The following is a 16,943-nucleotide window of genomic DNA, read 5'->3' as shown; positions in this document are numbered from 1 at the left end:
GTATTCGATCAGGGATCAGGTCATGCAGCAGGTTAGTCGGGTCGAGCGGTTCGCGGCGTTCTGTATCGAACGGCGCAAGTTTGTCACCACGCTCATTCTTGCCCTCACGGTGGTATTCGCCTGGTTCGCGGCGCACGTGGAGATCAAGACGATCTTCCACGATCTGCTGCCCAAGGGGCACCCGTTCATCGAGATCAACGACAAGTACAACGAGCGCTTCGGCGGGCCGAACATCGTCTCGATCATGGTCGAGGCCGAGAACGGCGACATCTTCCAGCCGCAGGTGCTGGAGCGCATCAAGCAGGTCACCGACGACCTGTACCTGGTGCCGGCCATCAACCAGTTCCAGGTGATCTCGCTCGCCTCCCGCAAGATTCGGTCGATCAACTCGTCGACCGAGGGCATCGAAACCAAGCCCATGATGTGGCCCGACCTGCCCAAGGATCAGGCCGAGATCGACCTGCTGCGCGAGCAGGTGCTGGCCAATCCGCTGGTGTACGGCCGCTACGTGTCGCCGGACCTGAAGTCCGCCCTGGTGACGGCGGACTTCATCGACCGCCTGATCGACTACGGGAAGCTCTACGACGCCGTCACGGCGATCGCCGCCAAGTACGACGGCAACGGCGTGAACGTGCGCGTTGTCGGCGAGCCGCTGCTCACCGGCTGGGTGGTGCACTACCTGCCGGAGACGTTCAAGCTGTTCCTGATCACCATCGTGATCATGACCGCGCTGCTGTTTGTGACCGTGCGCACCTGGCGTGGCGTGCTGCTGCCGATGCTGGCGGGTCTGGTGAGCGCGCTGTGGGCGCTGGGCATCGCCAGCCTGTTCAAGGTCAACTTCGACCCGCTGATCATCGTGGTGGCGTTCCTGGTGACTGCCCGCGCCATCTCGCACGCGGTGCAGATGCTGGCCGCGTTCGACGATGAGCTGGAGCGCGGTCACGCCCCCCGAGACGCCGCCGCCAAGGCGCTGGTGGCACTGTTCCGGCCGGGCATGCTGGGCGTGGTGGTGGACGCGGTGGCGGTCGCCATCGTCGCGGCCATGCCGATGCCGCTGCTGCAGAAGACGGCCTTCGTCGGCGCGGTGTGGCTGGGCACGATTGCGGTGTCGGCCATGGTGCTGGTGCCGACGCTGCTGTCCTGGGTGACCAAGCCGCATGCGGTGGCGTTTCCGGTCGACACGAATCGCTGGCTGCTGCGGCCGTTGTTGAACCTGTGCGGCACGCTGGTGCTTGGTCGACGCTCAATCATCGTCGTTCTGCTCGGGCTTGCGGTGCTGCTGCTGTCAGGCTTCTACGCCACCAAGGTGACGGTTGGTGACGCGCTGCCAGGCACGCCGCTGCTGTGGCCGGACCATCCGTACAACGTGGATGCCAAGGCCATCAACGACACCTTCCAGGGCAGCGATCAGATGTTCGTCGTGGTCGACGGCGAGGGCCCGAACGCGCTCAAGGAGCCCGAGCTGCTGACCAACATCGACAACTTCCAGCGTTACCTCGAAACCCAGCCGCAAATCGGCGGCACCGTGTCGGTGGTGGACCTGATCGGCCCGGTGAACGCCAACCTGCACGAGGGCAACCGGCGTTTCGAGGAGCTGGGCCCGGTGGCGGACATCAACGGTGAGCTGCTGTTCATGTACATGCAGGGCGCCGATCCGGGTGACATGGACCGCTTCGTCGACACCGACTTCAAGGACGGCGCGGTGACCATGTTCTTCCGCGACCACAAGGGCGACACCATCCGCACCGCGGTGTCGCGCATCGAGGAGTACATCGAAAACAACCCGTTGCCCGGCGAGTCGACCTACAAGCTGGCCGGCGGTCTGGTCGGCGTGCTGGCCGCCGTCAACGAGGAAGTGTTCGCGCGTCAGGTGGAGAGCATCGCGCTCGCGTTGCTGACGCTGTTCATCCTGTCGGCGATTGCCTATCGCTCCACCGTGGCCGGGCTGTTCTACATGCCGCTGGTGATCATGTCGAACACGATCACGTTCGCCTTCATGGCGTGGAAGGGCATCGGCATGAACATCAACACCCTGCCGGTGGCTGCCTTGGGCATCGGTCTGGGCGTAGACTACGCGTTCTACATCGTCGACGGCGTGAAGGAACGCTTCGAGGAAACCGGCGACGTCATGCAGTCCCTGCAAGGCTCGCTGCGCACCGCCGGCCGCGGCGTGCTGATCACCGGCGGCACCATGATCGCCGCCGTGCTGGTCTGGTATGCCTCGTCGCTGAAGTTCCAGGCCGAGATGGGACTGCTGATGGCGCTGTGGCTGACGGTGTCGGCGATCACCTCGCTGCTGCTGATCCCGGCGATGATTTACGTGTTCCGGCCGGCCTTCGTGTTTGGTGACGGCAAGCCGCACGCGGCCGCCAAGCCGGTGACCGCCTGACAGGGCCAGTGAGTATGCGGCGGGCATCGTCGGCCCGCCGCCGTTGATGTTACGGGGATGACATGTCTGATCTGATCAAGCTGTGCAAGACGCAGGACGTGGCGCCAGGCCAGTCGCTGCAAGTGGATGCCGAGGGTCTGCCGGCAATGGCCGTCTATAACCTCGATGGCGAGTACTTCGTGTCCAACAACATGTGCACGCACGGCATGGCGTGGATGACCGACGGCTACGTCGAGGGCGACGAGGTCGAGTGCCCGTTCCACGGCGGCCGCTTCAACATCCGTACCGGCGAGCCGACTGCGTTCCCGTGCGTGGTTCCGTTGCAGACCTACACCGTCAAGGTGGTGGGCGACGAGGTGTGCATCGAACGGCCGGCGGCCTGACCGACACGGGTGCAGGCCCTTCGATGATTGATCTTTCGAAACTTTCCGCGCTGGAACTGCATTACGCGGCCAGCAAGCTGCTGAGCGACTACGTCGAGACCATCGACGAGGACCGGCTGGAACAATGGCCGGACCTGTTCGTGACGGACTGCGTGTACCAGGTCATCGCGCGCGAGAACGCCGACCGCGGCCTGCCGACGTCTGCCATCTACTGCGACAGCCGCGGCATGCTGGTCGACCGCATCGTCGCGCTGCGCCACGCCAACATCTACGCCAAACACTACTACCGGCACGTGCTGAGCAACGTCAACGTGAAGGGCGTCGAAGGCGACGAGCTGGTCGTGCAGAGCAACTACGTGGTGCTGCAGACGCTGGTCGAAGGCGACACGCACGTGTTCAACGCCGGCAAATACCTCGACCGCATGGTGGCGACGCCCGACGGGTTACGATTCAAGCGCAAGGTGGTGGTGTTCGACACGTATCGGATCCCGAACCTGCTCGTCACCCCGCTGTAAGGCGGCGCCGGCCGGCGCTCCCCGTCGTCACCCGGAGACTCCCCCATGAATGCCATCCGCGAACCCGCATTGAGTCAGCTCGCCTGGCCGGTTGCCGGCGGCAGCCGCGTTCCCTACGGCGTGTTCACCGACCCCGCCGTGTACGAGGCCGAGCAGCGGCGCCTGTTCCGCGGCGACAACTGGTCGTTCGTCGCGCTCGAAGCCGAGATCCCGAACAGCGGTGACTACAAGTCCACCTTCGTTGGCGACACGCCGGTGGTGGTCAGCCGCGCCGAGGATGGCACCGTCCACGCCTACGTGAACCGCTGCGCGCACCGCGGCGCCGCCATCTGCCGCGAGCTGCGCGGCAACGTGCAAAACCACCTGTGCGTCTATCACCAGTGGGCGTACGACCTCAAGGGCAACCTGATCGGCGTGCCGTTCCGGCGCGGCCTGAACGGCCAGGGCGGCATGCCGGCCGACTTCGACATGAAAAAGCACGGCCTGCAGAAGCTGCGGGTCGACAGCTACGGCGGGCTCGTGTTCGCCACCTTCTCGGAATCCGTTGAGCCGCTGGCGGACTATCTCGGCCCGATGCCGTGCAAGGCCATCGACCGGATCATGCGCCGCCCGATCAAGGTGCTGGGCGACCAGCGCCAGTACGTGGCCGGCAACTGGAAGCTGTACGCCGAGAACACGCGCGATCCTTACCACGCGAGCCTGCTGCACCTGTTCCATTGCACGTTCGGCCTGTACCGGTCGAGCCAGAAGGGCGTCAGCGTGATGGACGCGAAGCACCGTCACTCGATGCTGACGGCGCAGCGCGGCACCGACGAGGGCCAGACCGACGAGTACAAGGACACGCGCACCTTCAACGCCGACTTCACGCTCGCCGACCCGTCGGTCCTGGCCGGGCGACCCGAGTTCGACGACGGCGTGACGCTGGTAATCCTCGCCGTGTTCCCGAACCTCGTGGTGCAGCAGATCGCCAACACGCTCGCGGTGCGCCAGATCATCCCGCGCGGCGTCGACAAGTTCGAGCTGGTCTGGACGCAGTTCGGCTACGCCGACGACGACACCGAAATGGACGCCATCCGCCACAAGCAGGGCAACCTGATCGGACCGGCCGGTCTCATTTCCATGGAAGACGGCGAGGCGGTCGAGATCGTGCACCGCTCCATCGTGCGCGACCAGGATCAGACCTCCTACATCGCCATGGGCGGCGCCGAGGCCAAGGACGCCGAGCACCTGGTCACCGAGGGCAGCATCATCGGGTTCTGGGAGTACTACCGGGACCAGATGGGCTGGGCGTAACAATCAACGAGGAGCGAGTCGGCAATGGCAAAGGCACTGGATTTCTACATCGATTTCACGAGCCCGTTCACGTATCTGTGCAACCTCAAGTTGCCGGACCTGGTCGCCAAGTACGGCTATCAGTTGAACTACCACGTGATCGACATCCCGACCGCCAAGCTCGCCGCCGGCAACTACGGCCCGTCGAACCGCCAGGTGCCGGCCAAGATCAAGGCGCTGATGCAGGACCTGAACCGCTGGGCCCAGCACTACGGCGTGCCGTTCAAGTTCCCGAAGGGCCTCGTCGCCTGGCGCATGAACATCGGCACCTTCTTTGCCATTGAAAAGGGCAGGGCGCGCCAATACGTAGACGAGGGCTTTCGGCTGGTCTGGGGCGAGGGTGTCGATCCCAACGACGACGCCGTGCTGCGCGGGCTGGCTGCCAAGGCGGGACTGGACGTGGACGCCTTCATGGCCTACGTCGCGTCACGCGAGGGCGAGAAGGCCTACGAGGCATCGCGGGTCGCGGCACACGCCCGGGGCGTGTACGGCGTGCCGATCATGATCGCGGACGACCAGATCTGGTGGGGCAACGACCGGCTGATGTTTGTCGAGGAATACCTCAAGGCCCACGCCGCCTGAGGGAAGGCAAAGAGGTTTCGGGTTTCATGCCGATCTACGAGTATGTCTGTCGCGCCTGCGGCGTCGAGCGCGACGTGATGCAGAAAATCAGCGATGCACCGCTGACCACCTGCCCGCAGTGCCAAGCCGAGGCTTTCGAGAAAAAGGTGTCGGCGGCCGGCTTCCAGCTCAAGGGCGGCGGCTGGTACGTGACCGATTTTCGCGGTGATTCCAAGAAGGGCGGCGGCGCGGAGTCCGGCGCCGGTACCGAGAAGTCGACGACGGATACGGCATCGAGCACGCCTTCTTCCAGCAGCGACAGCACGCCCGCCGCGCCGGCTGCGGCGGGTTGACGCGATATTCTTTGGCGCCAGGCCGGCGGGAATGCACCCCGCCACCTGGCGCTTTTTGCGTTTATCAGCGGGCCGTGTGAGGTCCGCCCACGTACCGGAGCACCATCGTGCGTAGCGTTTATTGCGGGCTGGTCGACGAGTCGGCCCTGGGGCAGGCGGTGACGCTGTGCGGCTGGGTGCATCGTCGGCGCGACCACGGCGGCGTGATCTTCATCGACCTGCGCGACCGCGAGGGCCTGGTGCAGGTGGTGATCGACCCCGACACCGAGGCCGCATTTCGCACCGCAGAGCAGGTGCGCTCCGAGTACGTGCTGAAGATCGTCGGCGCCGTGCGCCGCCGCCCGGCCGGCACCGAGAATGCCGCCATGCGCAGCGGCCAGGTGGAAGTGCTGGCGGGCGCCATCGAGGTGCTGAACGCCGCCCAGACGCCGCCGTTCCAGCTCGACGAGGACGACGTCGGCGAGGACAAGCGCCTGCGTTACCGCTACCTCGACATCCGCCGCCCGGTGATGCAGGAGCGCCTTCGCCTGCGGTCGAAGGTGACCGGCTGGCTGCGACGCTTCATGGAAGCCGAGGGCTTCGTCGAGGTCGAGACGCCCATCCTCACCCGCGCCACGCCCGAAGGCGCGCGCGATTACCTGGTGCCGTCGCGCGTGCACCAGGGCAGTTTCTTCGCCCTGCCGCAGTCGCCGCAGCTGTTCAAGCAGCTTCTGATGATGGGCGGGCTCGATCGCTACTTCCAGGTCGCCCGCTGCTTTCGCGACGAGGACCTGCGCGCTGACCGCCAGCCGGAGTTCACGCAGCTCGACATCGAGGTGTCGTTCCTCGACGAGGACGCCTTCATGACCATCATGGAGACGATGATCCGCGGCCTGTTCGCGGACGTGCTGGGCGTGGAGCTGCCAAACCCGCTGCCGCGCATGAGCTACGCCGAGGCCATGTCGCGCTTTGGCATCGACCGGCCGGATTTGCGCAATCCGCTGGAGCTGGTCGAGGTGTCGGACCTGCTGCGCGACACCGACTTCAAGGTGTTCTCCGGCCCGGCCAACGATCCCGAAGGCCGCGTCGCCGCGCTGTGCGTGCCGGGCGGCGGCGCCACGCTGAGCCGGCGCGAGCTCGACAACTACGTCGAGTTCGTCAAGCAGTTCGGCGCCAAGGGTCTGGCCTACATTCGCCTCGCCGAAGGTGCTGACGGCGGTGTCGAGTGGCAGTCTCCGATCGTGAAGTTCCTGCAGGGCGAGACGGTCAGCGCGATCCTTGAGCGCGTCGGCGCCAAGGTGGGCGACGTGGTGTTCTTCGGCGCCGACAATGCGAGCACCGTCAACGGCTACATGAGCCACCTGCGCGGCAAGCTGGCGGACGATCTTGGCCTGCTCGACGGCGGCTGGAAGCCGCTGTGGGTGGTCGATTTCCCCATGTTCGAGCGCGATGCCGACAACGGCCGCTGGCAGGCGCTGCACCATCCGTTCACCGCCCCGCAGGTGCCGGACACGGACGCCATGCTGGCCGATCCCGGCCGCTGCCTGTCGCGCGCCTACGACATGGTGCTGAACGGCTCCGAAATCGGCGGCGGCTCCATCCGCATCCACCGGCCGGACATGCAGCAGGCGGTGTTCGGCCTGCTCGGCATCGGCGCCGAGGAAGCCGAGGCCAAGTTCGGCTTCCTGCTGGAGGCGCTCGGTTACGGCGCGCCGCCGCACGGCGGCATGGCGTTCGGCATCGACCGCCTGGTGATGCTGATGGCGGGCGCGGGCTCCATCCGCGACGTGATCGCCTTCCCCAAGACGCAGCGCGCGCACTGCCCGCTTACCGACGCGCCGTCCACCGTGGACGACGCGCAGCTGCGGGAACTCGCCATCCGCACCGCCGTCAAGAAGCCTGCAACCACCTGAATCTGCGAAGCAATCGTCATGGCCGGCCATTCCAAGTGGGCTAACATCCAGCACCGCAAGTCCGCCCAGGACGCCAAGCGCGGCAAGCTGTTCACCAAGCTGATTCGCGAGCTCACCACCGCCGCGCGCATGGGCGGCGCGGATCCGAACTCCAACCCGCGCCTGCGCACGGCCATCGACAAGGCGCTGGTCGCCAACATGACCCGCGACACCATCGACCGCGCCGTCAAGCGCGGCGGCGGCGCGGCCGACGGCGACAACTACGAGGCCGTGCGCTACGAGGGCTACGGCCCGGGCGGCGTGGCGGTGATGGTCGACTGCCTCACCGATAACCGGAACCGCACCGTGGGCGAGGTGCGGCATTTGTTCTCCAAGCGCGGCGGCAACCTCGGCACCGACGGTTCGGTGGCGTACCTGTTCGAGGCGCGCGGCAGCATCGTGCTGCCGGCGACGGTGAACGAGGAACGCGCCTACGAGCTGGCGCTCGAAGCCGGCGCCGACGATGTGGCGGTGCAGGACGGCGGCATCGAACTGCTGACCGCGCCCGATCGCCTGCACGAGGTGCGCGAGGCGCTGCTGGCGCTCGGCGTGACGCCGCAGTCGGCCGAGCTTGCCGAGCGGCCGAGCACCACCGTGCAGCTCGACGTCGAGCAGACGCTCGCCGTGATCAAGCTGCTCGACGGACTCGAAGATCTCGACGACGTGCAGCAGGTGCACTCGAACGCCGAGTTCTCCGACGAGGCGCTGGCGGCGCTGTCCTGACCGGCCGGCGTGGCGCGCATACTCGGCATCGACCCCGGCTCGCGCTTCACCGGCTTCGGGCTGATCGACACCCGCCGCGGCGGCGCGCAGTACGTCGAAAGCGGCATCATCCGCGTCGACCCGGGCCCGTTAGCCGCGCGCCTGGGCTGCATCTTCTCCGGCGTGAGTGAACTCATCGCCGAATTCGCGCCGACCACGGTATCCATCGAAAACGTGTTCATGCACCGCAACGCCGCATCGGCGCTCAAGCTCGGCCAGGCGCGCGGCGCCGCCATCGTGGCGGCGGCGGTGGCCGGCGTGCCGGTGGCCGAGTACACGCCGGCCGAGATCAAGCTCAGCATCGTCGGCCACGGCCGCGCCAGCAAGGCGCAGATCGAGTTCATGGTCGGTCGCCTGCTGGGCCTGGCCACGCTGCCGCGCGCCGACGCGGCGGACGCGCTGGCGGGGGCGCTGTGCCACGCCCAGCACATGACCATGACCGCCCCTGCCATCGGGCGGCCCGGCGCATGATCGGCCGCATCGCCGGCACGCTGCTGGTGAAGGCGCCGCCCGCGCTGCTGGTGGACGTGGGCGGTGTCGGCTACGAACTCGAAGCGCCGATGAGCACCTTCTACAACCTGCCGGCGGTGGGTGCGCCGGTGGTGCTGCACGCGCACCTGGTGGTGCGCGAGGACGCGCAGCTGCTGTACGGCTTCGGCACCGAGGCCGAGCGGGCGCTGTTTCGCCAGTTGCTCAAGGTGAGTGGCGTCGGCGCCAAGCTGGCGCTGGTCATCCTGTCCGGCGTGGCGGCCGAGGAGCTGGTCGCCATCGTCGCCGATGGCGACCCGGCGCGTCTGGTGCGCATCCCCGGCATCGGCCGCAAGACCGCCGAGCGCTTGATCCTCGAACTGCGCGAGCCGTTCGCCAAGCTCGCCAGCGCACCCGACAGCGCCATCGCGCCGCGCGCGGACGCGCCCGGTGACGCCGCTGCCGCGCTCGAAGCGCTGGGCTACAAGCCGACCGAAGTGCGCGCCGCGCTGCGGGATCTTCCGGCCTGCGACAGCAGCGAAGACCTGATCCGCGCGGCGCTCAAGCGCCTGATGCGGGCCTAGAGCGGGGAGCCGGCGTCATGGCGATTGAACGCGACGGCATCCTGAAGCCGCAGCCGACGGCGCCGGACGAGGTGCACGTCGAGCGCGGCATCCGCCCCGGGCGCCTCGCGGACTACGTCGGCCAGCGCGCCATCCGCGAGCAGCTCGACATCTTCATCGGCGCCGCGCGCGAGCGCCGCGAGGCCATGGACCACGTGCTGCTGTACGGGCCGCCGGGTCTTGGCAAGACCACGCTCGCGCACATCATTGCCCACGAGCTGGGCGTGGGCCTGCGCACCACCTCGGGGCCGGTGCTGGAGCGGCCGGGCGATCTTGCCGCCATCCTCACCAACCTCGCGCCGCACGACGTGCTGTTCGTGGATGAGATTCACCGGCTCAGCGCCACGGTGGAGGAAGTGCTCTACCCCGCGCTCGAAGACTTTCAGCTCGACATCGTCATCGGCGAGGGGCCGGCGGCGCGCTCGATAAAGCTCGACCTACCGCCGTTCACGCTGGTCGGCGCCACCACGCGCGCGGGCCAACTCACGTCGCCGCTGCGCGACCGCTTCGGCATCGTGGCGCGGCTTGAGTTCTACAGCGAGGACGAGCTCACGCTCATCGTGCAGCGCGCGGCGCGCCTGCTCGGGTTCGAGCTCGACGAGGGTGGTGCGCAGGAACTCGCCCGCCGCTCGCGCGGCACGCCGCGCATCGCCAACCGCCTGCTGCGCCGCGCGCGCGACTACGCGCAGATGCGCGCCGACGGCGCGGTCACGCGCGCGGTGGCGGACGCCGCGCTCGCCATGCTGGACGTGGACCGCCAGGGCCTCGACGGCAACGACCGGCGGATGCTGTCGGCGGTGCTGCAAAAATTCGGCGGCGGCCCGGTAGGCGTCGACAGCCTCGCCGCCGCCATCGGCGAGACGCGCGACACCATCGAGGACGTGATCGAGCCTTACCTGATCCAGCAGGGTTTGCTGATGCGCACCCCGCGCGGGCGCGTGGCGACCGAGGCGGCCAGCCTGTATCTGGGCCTGCCGGTCGCCCCGGCGCGCGACGCGGGGCCGGGCGAGCTGTTCAGTTGAGCAATTTTGTTGACTAAGCGGGCGCCGTGCGGCTGTTAAAATTTCGCGCCGCGGCAATGGTCTGAGTCACTGGTCGCCCGCCCGCATCTCTCCATTTCTTCTCGCACACCCGCGGAGCCCTGCTTGGCCAACGAGTTATCCATCGCCCACCTGGTCATGGGGGCGGGTCCGGTCGTCAAGACCGTCATGATCATCCTGCTCGGTGCGTCGGTCCTGTCGTGGGCCATCATGCTGCGCAAGCGGCGCGCGTTCGCCGCGGTGGCGGCGGCGCTGGAGGCCTTCGAGCGGCGTTTCTGGTCCGGCCAGGACATGGAAGAGCTGTTCCGCCAGGTGGCCGGCAGCGTGTACCCGGCCGGCAGCGTGGAGGGCGTGTTCATCGGCGGCTACCGCGAGTTCCGCCACCTGTACGAGCAAAAACACCTGCCGATCGCGGCCGCGCTCGACTCCGCCCAGCGCGGCATGCGCGCGGGTCTTGCGCGCGAAATGGAGGCGCTCGACGACCAGTTGCCGTATCTCGCCACCATCGGCTCCATCAGTCCGTACATCGGCCTGTTCGGCACCGTGTGGGGAATCATGAGCGCGTTCCAGTCACTCGGCACGACGGGCCAGCCGACGCTGGCGCTGGTGGCGCCGGCCATCTCGGAGGCACTGGTCGCCACCGCCATGGGGCTGTTCGCGGCCATTCCGGCAGTCATCGCCTATAACCGCTTCGCGGCGGTGGTCGACCACCGCGCCGGCCAGTACGAGGCCTTCATCGAGGACTTCATGAGCCTGTTGCAGCGGCAGGCGCACGCGTTTCGCGCCGGCCAGGGCGGCTGATCCATGGCGCAGGTGTCCGGACGGCGCCGGCGCGGCCGGGTGGTGGCCGAGATCAACGTCGTGCCCTACATCGACGTGATGCTGGTGCTGCTGATCATCTTCATGATCACCACGCCGCTGCTGGAGCAGGGCGTCGAGGTCGACCTGCCGCAGGCCAAGGGGCAGGCGGTCGAGCAGGACAAGCAGACGCCGATCACCGTGACCGTGGACCGCGACGGCAAGCTGTACTTCGACGCCAAGAACTACCGCAGCGAGAAGGACAAGCCCGAGGATGCGAAGCACATTGTGGCTCTGGCCAAGGAGGCGATGAAGCGCGCGCCGCAAGCACCGGTGTTGGTGCGTGGCCACGAGGAAGTGCCCTATCAGGCGGTTATCCAGGCGATGAGTTTGTTGAAGGAAGCGGGCGCCCCAAAAGTTGGGTTGGTGACTGAGATTGCGGACTGAGCGTTCGAGCACACGCCGGACGAAAGGCCCCGGCCTGTCGCGCCCGCTGGCGTGGGCCGTGGCCCTGCACGTGGTGCTGATCCTCGTGCTGACGGTCGGTTTCGACTGGTGGAAGGACGATCCGACGCCGCCGTCCGGCCAGGCCATCGAGGCCGAGGTCATCGACCCCGCGGCGCTCGACGCCGCACGCGAGCAGATGGAGGCGGCCGAACAGGCGCGCGAGCAAGCCGAGCGCGAGCGTGCGGAAAAAGCCGAGGCCGAGCAGCGGCGCATCGCCGATTTGCAGCGTCAGCGCGAACAGGAACAGCAGCGCGCCGAGCAGGCCGCCCAGCAGCGCCGGCAGGCCGAACAGGCCGCCGCCGAGGCGGCCGAGAAAGCGGCGCGCGAACGCGAAGCCGCGCAGCAGGCGGCGCAGGCCAGACAAAAGGCGGAAGCCGCCGAGCGCGCCGCTGCCGAAAAGGCCGCCGCACAGCAGGCTGCCGCCGACAAGGCGGCTGCGCAGAAGGCCGCCGAGCAGAAGCGGCAACAGGAAGTCGCCGCCAAGGCGGCGGCTGACAAGGCAGCTGTGCAGAAGGCCGCCGCAGAAAAAGCGGCAGCGGATAAAGCCGCCGCCAAGGCCGCGGCGGACAAGGCGGCTGCTGCCAAGGCCGCAGCCGACAAGGTGGCCGCGGATAAAGCGGCAGCAGACAAGGCGGCCGCCGATCAAGCTGCGGCTGCGGCTGCGACGCAGCGAGCGGACGAACTCGGCGCCTATGTCGCAGCCATCCAGCGGCAGGTGCGCGCGCGTTGGCGCAAGCCGCTCAACTGGCCGCAAGACTTAAAGTGCAATGTCCGAGTAAAGCTGCTTCCTAGTGGAGACGCGATCGATATACGAGTCGAAAGTTGTGGTGGCGACCCGGTTTTCTTCGAATCGGTGCAAGACGCTATTAACGCCGCCTCCCCCTTGAGCGTTCCGAAAGACATTAGGCTGTTCAATGAAGAGTTCAGAAACTTGCCGTTCACGTTCAAAGCCGATGCGCCCTGAGCGCTGGCTGATCGGTCTGCTGCTTCTGGCCGTCGGCTGCGCCGCGCGCGCGGAACTGCGCATCGAGATCACGCAGGGCGCCGCGCAGGTGATCCCGATCGCCGTGGTGCCCTACGGCAACGATGGCGGGGCGGACGCCATCCACGCCGTGATCGGCGCCGATCTCACGCGCTCGGGACAGTTCCGCGTGGTGCCGGACGAGCAGATACTGTCGCGGCCGACCGAGGCGGCGCAGGTCAATTTCCGCGACTTCCAGCTGGTGATGGCGCAGTACCTCGCCATCGGCCGGCTGCTGCCGCAGCCCGACGGGCGCTTCACGGCCGAGTTCGAGCTGTTCAACGTCGCCACCGGCCAGCGCATGACGGGCGCGCGTTTCCCGGGCGTGTCGCCGGCCAGCAAGCGGCGCCTGGCGCACCATATCGCCGATCTCATCTACGAGGCCATCACCGGCGTGCGCGGCGTGTTCGGCACGCGCATTACCTACGTGACGCAGGTCGGCAACAACTATGAATTGCAGGTGGCCGACGCCGACGGCCACAACCCGGTCACGGTGCTGCGCTCGCAGGAGCCGATCCTGTCGCCCACCTGGTCGGCGGACGGCCGCTTCGTGGCCTACGCCACGTACGCCAACCGCCGCGCGGCGGTGTTCCGGCAGGACGTCGGCAGCGGCGTGCGCCAGCTCGTGTCGTCCTTCCCGGGCCTGAACGGCGCGCCGGCTTTCTCGCCCGACGGCAACCGCATGGCGCTGGTGCTGTCCAAGGACGGCAACCCCGACGTGTACGTGATGGATCTGGCCGGCGGCCCGCCGCGGCGCCTGTCGCAGCACTACGCCATCGATACCGAGCCCACCTGGTCGCCGGACGGCCGCTACGTGTACTTCACGTCCGACCGCAGTGGCGGCCCGCAGATTTATCGCGTGCCGGCGAGTGGCGGCGCGGAGGAGCGCGTCACCTTCGAGGGCAACTACAACGCCCGCCCGGCCCTGTCGCCGGACGGCCGCAAGCTCGCCGTGGTGCACGGCGCCGCCGGGCGCGGCTACCGCATCGCGGTGCTCGACATCCCCAGCCGGCGCCTTGAGGTACTGACCGATGGCCCCCTTGACGAGTCGCCCGGTTTCGCGCCCAACGGACAGGTCATCATCTATACTTCGAAGGCCGGCAGCGCCGAGGCGCTCGCCACGGTTTCCATTGACGGCGCGGTCCGTCAGCGCCTGGGAGTGTCCCAGGCCAAGGTTCGCGAACCCGGCTGGTCGCCCTTCGGCGGCACCCCCTGATTTCCCCCCAACGCTCGTGAGGAGCTTCGGCCCATGAAGAAGTTTTTGTATGTGTGCGTCATCGCGCTGACGGCCGTGGCGGCGACCGGTTGCGGCAAGAAGTCCACCACCCGGTCGGGCGGCGACGCGGCGTCCACCGCCGGCACGGCGGGAGCCGGTACCGGCACCAACGGCGCCTACGGGGCGGGCTCCGGCAGCGGTTTTGCCGCCGGCTCGCTGGACGACCCCAGCAGCCCGCTGTCGCAGCGCAAGATTTATTTCGGCCTCGATCGCTACGACGTGAGCGACGAGTACCGGGCGCTGGTCGAGGCGCACGCCGGCTACCTGCGCAGCAGCCCCAGCGCCGCCGTGACGCTGGAAGGCCACACCGACGAGCGCGGCTCGCGCGAGTACAACATCGCGCTCGGCGAGCGCCGTTCGAACGCCGTGCGTGACCTGCTGGTGGCGCTGGGTGCGTCGGCCACGCAGATCACCACCGTCAGCTACGGCGAAGAGAAGCCGGCGTCCGATTGCCATGACGAGAGCTGCTGGTCGCAGAACCGGCGCGTGGAAATCGTCTACACGGCGCGGTAAACCTCGATGCTGCAACGCTGCGCCCGTGCGGGCGGCACCCTGCTCGTATCGCTGGCCATGGCCGGCGCAGCGTCGGCTGCACCCAACCCCAGGGACTTCGACCAGCGCCTGACGGCGCTCGAACAGGCCATGAGCGCGGCGGGTGCGGGCTCCGGCCAGAGCCAGGCGCAACTGGTCATCCAGTTGCAGCAGATGCAGGCGGAGATTCGCCAGCTGCGCGGCATGGTGGAGGAGTCCGCCAACCAGGTGGAGCAGCTACAGAAGCGCCAGCGCGAGTTCTATCTTGATCTCGATAGCCGCCTGAGTGCGCTGGAGCCCGGCGGCGCCACGCCGCGCGAGCCGGGCGCGCCCACGGCGGACGACGCGGCGGCACAGTCGCCAGCGCCAGCTGCACCGCCCGCCGAGATGAGCGCTGCGCCGCCGCCGCCGGCGGGCAATGATCCCGGACCGGTGGAGCGTCCGGTGGCGCCGGTTGCACCAGTTATCCCGGGCGAGCCCCAGCCGCCGGCCGCAGAACAGGTTCCGCCCGTGGCCGCAGTGGCGCCGGCGGCCCATGTCGATACCAGCGGCGAGCAGGCGGCCTACCGTGCAGCCTCCGACCTGTTGCGCACGGGTCGTTACGAGGACGCCATCGCCGGTTTTCAGACACAGCTCCAGACCTACCCCGGCGGCGCGCTCGCCGACAACGCCCAGTACTGGATCGGCGAGGCGTACTACGTCACCCGGCAGTTCGACCGCGCGCTGAGTGAGTTCCAGCGTGTCGCGTCCGAGTACCCGCAGTCGCCGAAGGCGGCCGATGCGCTGCTCAAGGTCGGCTATATCCAGTACGAGCGGCGCGAGTTCAGCGCCGCCCGCCAGACGCTGAACAACCTCAAGACCACGTGGCCCAACAGCCCGGCCGCGCGCCTGGCCGACAACCGCCTGAGCCGCATGAAGGAAGAGGGCGTCTGAGCCTGATAACGACAGACGGCGGCCTGGCCGCCGTGCGGCCGTGACGATGACAGTGTCTGCAAGCCCGACCGCCGCCCCCGTGGCCGCGCAGATCAAGATCACCGAGATCTTTCTTTCCATCCAGGGCGAGGGCCTGACGGCCGGCGTGCCGACCGTGTTCGTGCGCCTCACCGGCTGCCCGCTGCGCTGCACCTACTGCGACACGGCGTACGCCTTCAGCGGTGGTGAGTACCAGACCGTGCCGCAGATCCTCGACCGTGTGCGCGCCTTTCAGACACGGCACGTGTGCGTGACCGGCGGAGAGCCGCTGGCGCAGGCGGGCGCGCTCAATCTGATGCGAGCGCTGTGTGATGCCGGCCTCGCGGTGTCGCTCGAAACCAGCGGCGCGCTCGATGTCGCCGCGGTCGACCCGCGCGTGGTGCGGGTGCTCGATCTGAAGACCCCGTCGTCCGGCGAGTGCGCGCGGAACCTTTACGCCAACCTGGAACACCTGCGGCCGGGTGACCAGGTGAAGTTCGTGCTGGTCGACCGTGCCGATTACGACTGGGCGGTGGCCACGGCCGCGCAGTACGACATCGCGAGCCGGGCGTGCGTGCTGTTCTCGCCCGCCTGGGGCCAGCTCGACGCCGCTGCGCTGGCCGAGTGGATGCTGGCGGATCACCTGCCGTACCGGCTGCAATTGCAGCTACACAAAATCCTGTGGGGCGAGGCGCCGGGGCGATGAACGCGGCAGCGTCGAAACCGGCGGTGGTGCTGCTGTCGGGCGGGCTCGACTCGGCCACTGTGCTCGCCATGGCGCGCGCGGCGGGTTACGCCTGCCATGCCCTCAGCATCGATTACGGCCAACGCCACGGCGCGGAGCTCGCCGCCGCCGCGCGTGTGGCGGCGGCCGGTGGCGCGGCCAGCCATCGCACCGTGTCGGTAAATCTCGACGCCATCGGCGGTTCCGCGCTCACCGACAGCTTGATCGCCGTGCCTTCGGCGCCGAGCGCCGGCATTCCGGTGACCTACGTCCCGGCCCGCAACACGGTGTTTCTCGCCATCGCGCTCGGCTACGCCGAGGTTCTGGACGCGGCGGCGATCTTCGTCGGCGTCAACGCGGTCGATTACTCGGGCTACCCCGACTGTCGCCCGGCCTTCGTCGATGCGTTTCAGGCGCTCGCGCGGGTGGCGACCAAGGCCGGCGTGGAGGGCCACGCGCCGCGGATCGAAGCGCCGTTGTTGCACTTATCCAAGGCCGACATCGTGCACCGCGGTGTGGCCCTGGGCGTCGATTTTGGCCTGACGGTGTCTTGTTATAATGCCGACCCGCTCGGTCGCGCCTGCGGCCACTGCGACGCCTGCCGCCTGCGGGCGGATGGTTTCGCCGCCGCCGGCGTGGCGGATCCCACGCCTTACGTCCCCGCCTGACGGGACACGCCGGTTCCCCCGCCTCGCCCTGCAAGGGCCGTTAGCTCAGTCGGTAGAGCAGCGGACTTTTAATCCGCGTGTCCTGGGTTCGATTCCCAGACGGCCCACCA

Annotated in this window: 19 protein-coding genes and 1 tRNA gene; all 20 read left to right on the top strand. The window is 68.1% G+C overall.

Annotation, left to right across the window (positions count from 1 at the left end; translation table 11 throughout):
• The first annotated feature begins 22 nt into the window (after positions 1-22).
• Complete coding sequence (locus AB7F93_RS11040; protein WP_428302962.1) at positions 23-2,389, top strand: efflux RND transporter permease subunit; 2,367 nt, start codon at positions 23-25, stop codon at positions 2,387-2,389.
• 62 nt (positions 2,390-2,451) lie between these two features.
• Complete coding sequence (locus AB7F93_RS11035; protein ID WP_428302961.1) at positions 2,452-2,772, top strand: non-heme iron oxygenase ferredoxin subunit; 321 nt, start codon at positions 2,452-2,454, stop codon at positions 2,770-2,772.
• Between the two features lie 23 nt (positions 2,773-2,795).
• The gene (locus AB7F93_RS11030; protein WP_428302960.1) at positions 2,796-3,287 is read left to right on the top strand and encodes an aromatic-ring-hydroxylating dioxygenase subunit beta; all 492 of its coding nucleotides are present in this window, start codon (positions 2,796-2,798) and stop codon (positions 3,285-3,287) included.
• 45 nt (positions 3,288-3,332) lie between these two features.
• On the top strand, positions 3,333-4,580 hold the full coding sequence (locus AB7F93_RS11025) for an aromatic ring-hydroxylating dioxygenase subunit alpha (protein WP_428302959.1): 1,248 nt from the start codon (positions 3,333-3,335) through the stop codon (positions 4,578-4,580).
• A gap of 24 nt (positions 4,581-4,604) precedes the next feature.
• Complete coding sequence (locus AB7F93_RS11020; RefSeq protein WP_428302958.1) at positions 4,605-5,201, top strand: 2-hydroxychromene-2-carboxylate isomerase; 597 nt, start codon at positions 4,605-4,607, stop codon at positions 5,199-5,201.
• A 26-nt stretch (positions 5,202-5,227) separates the two neighbouring features.
• On the top strand, positions 5,228-5,533 hold the full coding sequence (locus tag AB7F93_RS11015; protein ID WP_428302957.1) for an FmdB family zinc ribbon protein: 306 nt from the start codon (positions 5,228-5,230) through the stop codon (positions 5,531-5,533).
• Between the two features lie 107 nt (positions 5,534-5,640).
• Positions 5,641-7,425 (top strand): aspartate--tRNA ligase, encoded by a 1,785-nt coding sequence (gene aspS / locus AB7F93_RS11010; protein ID WP_428302956.1) that lies wholly within the window; start codon positions 5,641-5,643, stop codon positions 7,423-7,425.
• Positions 7,426-7,443: 18 nt separating this feature from the next.
• Positions 7,444-8,187 (top strand): YebC/PmpR family DNA-binding transcriptional regulator, encoded by a 744-nt coding sequence (locus AB7F93_RS11005; RefSeq protein ID WP_428302955.1) that lies wholly within the window; start codon positions 7,444-7,446, stop codon positions 8,185-8,187.
• Positions 8,188-8,196: 9 nt separating this feature from the next.
• Positions 8,197-8,697, top strand: coding sequence for a crossover junction endodeoxyribonuclease RuvC (gene ruvC / locus AB7F93_RS11000; protein ID WP_428302954.1), 501 nt, complete (start codon positions 8,197-8,199; stop codon positions 8,695-8,697).
• Positions 8,694-9,278 (top strand): Holliday junction branch migration protein RuvA, encoded by a 585-nt coding sequence (gene ruvA, locus AB7F93_RS10995; RefSeq protein WP_428302953.1) that lies wholly within the window; start codon positions 8,694-8,696, stop codon positions 9,276-9,278. The genes ruvC and ruvA overlap by 4 nt, the downstream gene beginning before the upstream one ends.
• A 17-nt stretch (positions 9,279-9,295) precedes the next feature.
• Positions 9,296-10,339, top strand: coding sequence for a Holliday junction branch migration DNA helicase RuvB (gene ruvB, locus AB7F93_RS10990; RefSeq protein ID WP_428302952.1), 1,044 nt, complete (start codon positions 9,296-9,298; stop codon positions 10,337-10,339).
• 123 nt (positions 10,340-10,462) lie between these two features.
• Positions 10,463-11,158: a protein TolQ gene (gene tolQ, locus AB7F93_RS10985; protein WP_428302951.1), complete on the top strand. Its 696-nt coding sequence runs from the start codon at positions 10,463-10,465 to the stop codon at positions 11,156-11,158.
• 3 nt (positions 11,159-11,161) lie between these two features.
• Positions 11,162-11,602: a protein TolR gene (tolR, locus tag AB7F93_RS10980; protein ID WP_428302950.1), complete on the top strand. Its 441-nt coding sequence runs from the start codon at positions 11,162-11,164 to the stop codon at positions 11,600-11,602.
• Positions 11,592-12,626, top strand: coding sequence for a cell envelope integrity protein TolA (gene tolA, locus AB7F93_RS10975; RefSeq protein WP_428302949.1), 1,035 nt, complete (start codon positions 11,592-11,594; stop codon positions 12,624-12,626). Before tolR ends, tolA begins: the two co-directional genes overlap by 11 nt.
• Positions 12,616-13,899 carry a Tol-Pal system beta propeller repeat protein TolB gene (gene tolB, locus AB7F93_RS10970; protein ID WP_428302948.1) on the top strand — a complete coding sequence of 428 codons (1,284 nt, stop codon included), beginning with the start codon at positions 12,616-12,618 and terminating at the stop codon, positions 13,897-13,899. The genes tolA and tolB overlap by 11 nt, the downstream gene beginning before the upstream one ends.
• Positions 13,900-13,932: 33 nt before the next feature.
• Positions 13,933-14,472: a peptidoglycan-associated lipoprotein Pal gene (gene pal, locus AB7F93_RS10965; RefSeq protein WP_428302947.1), complete on the top strand. Its 540-nt coding sequence runs from the start codon at positions 13,933-13,935 to the stop codon at positions 14,470-14,472.
• A 6-nt stretch (positions 14,473-14,478) separates the two neighbouring features.
• Positions 14,479-15,423 carry a tol-pal system protein YbgF gene (ybgF, locus tag AB7F93_RS10960; RefSeq protein ID WP_428302946.1) on the top strand — a complete coding sequence of 315 codons (945 nt, stop codon included), beginning with the start codon at positions 14,479-14,481 and terminating at the stop codon, positions 15,421-15,423.
• A gap of 46 nt (positions 15,424-15,469) precedes the next feature.
• Positions 15,470-16,147 (top strand): 7-carboxy-7-deazaguanine synthase QueE, encoded by a 678-nt coding sequence (queE, locus tag AB7F93_RS10955; protein WP_428302945.1) that lies wholly within the window; start codon positions 15,470-15,472, stop codon positions 16,145-16,147.
• Positions 16,144-16,833 carry a 7-cyano-7-deazaguanine synthase QueC gene (gene queC, locus AB7F93_RS10950; protein WP_428302944.1) on the top strand — a complete coding sequence of 230 codons (690 nt, stop codon included), beginning with the start codon at positions 16,144-16,146 and terminating at the stop codon, positions 16,831-16,833. Before queE ends, queC begins: the two co-directional genes overlap by 4 nt.
• A 34-nt stretch (positions 16,834-16,867) precedes the next feature.
• Positions 16,868-16,943, top strand: a tRNA-Lys gene (locus AB7F93_RS10945).

The organism is Immundisolibacter sp. (assembly GCF_050250495.1).
In the GTDB taxonomy this organism is placed as follows: domain Bacteria; phylum Pseudomonadota; class Gammaproteobacteria; order Immundisolibacterales; family Immundisolibacteraceae; genus Immundisolibacter.
Note: the sequence above shows the minus strand (reverse complement) of the source record. Positions and strands in the feature narration are given on the sequence as shown.

Excerpts from the sequence above, each read along its gene's own strand:
- AB7F93_RS11035 (WP_428302961.1), top strand. The coding sequence starts at position 2,452 with ATGTCTGATCTGATCAAGCTGTGCAAGACGCAGGACGTGGCGCCAGGC.
- AB7F93_RS11030 (WP_428302960.1), top strand. The coding sequence starts at position 2,796 with ATGATTGATCTTTCGAAACTTTCCGCGCTGGAACTGCATTACGCGGCC.
- AB7F93_RS11025 (WP_428302959.1), top strand. The coding sequence starts at position 3,333 with ATGAATGCCATCCGCGAACCCGCATTGAGTCAGCTCGCCTGGCCGGTT.
- AB7F93_RS11020 (WP_428302958.1), top strand. The coding sequence starts at position 4,605 with ATGGCAAAGGCACTGGATTTCTACATCGATTTCACGAGCCCGTTCACG.
- queC (WP_428302944.1), top strand. The coding sequence starts at position 16,144 with ATGAACGCGGCAGCGTCGAAACCGGCGGTGGTGCTGCTGTCGGGCGGG.
- queE (WP_428302945.1), top strand. The coding sequence starts at position 15,470 with ATGACAGTGTCTGCAAGCCCGACCGCCGCCCCCGTGGCCGCGCAGATC.
- tolB (WP_428302948.1), top strand. The coding sequence starts at position 12,616 with ATGCGCCCTGAGCGCTGGCTGATCGGTCTGCTGCTTCTGGCCGTCGGC.
- ruvA (WP_428302953.1), top strand. The coding sequence starts at position 8,694 with ATGATCGGCCGCATCGCCGGCACGCTGCTGGTGAAGGCGCCGCCCGCG.
- AB7F93_RS11040 (WP_428302962.1), top strand. The coding sequence starts at position 23 with ATGCAGCAGGTTAGTCGGGTCGAGCGGTTCGCGGCGTTCTGTATCGAA.
- AB7F93_RS11015 (WP_428302957.1), top strand. The coding sequence starts at position 5,228 with ATGCCGATCTACGAGTATGTCTGTCGCGCCTGCGGCGTCGAGCGCGAC.
- ruvB (WP_428302952.1), top strand. The coding sequence starts at position 9,296 with ATGGCGATTGAACGCGACGGCATCCTGAAGCCGCAGCCGACGGCGCCG.
- tolR (WP_428302950.1), top strand. The coding sequence starts at position 11,162 with ATGGCGCAGGTGTCCGGACGGCGCCGGCGCGGCCGGGTGGTGGCCGAG.
- ybgF (WP_428302946.1), top strand. The coding sequence starts at position 14,479 with ATGCTGCAACGCTGCGCCCGTGCGGGCGGCACCCTGCTCGTATCGCTG.
- AB7F93_RS11005 (WP_428302955.1), top strand. The coding sequence starts at position 7,444 with ATGGCCGGCCATTCCAAGTGGGCTAACATCCAGCACCGCAAGTCCGCC.
- pal (WP_428302947.1), top strand. The coding sequence starts at position 13,933 with ATGAAGAAGTTTTTGTATGTGTGCGTCATCGCGCTGACGGCCGTGGCG.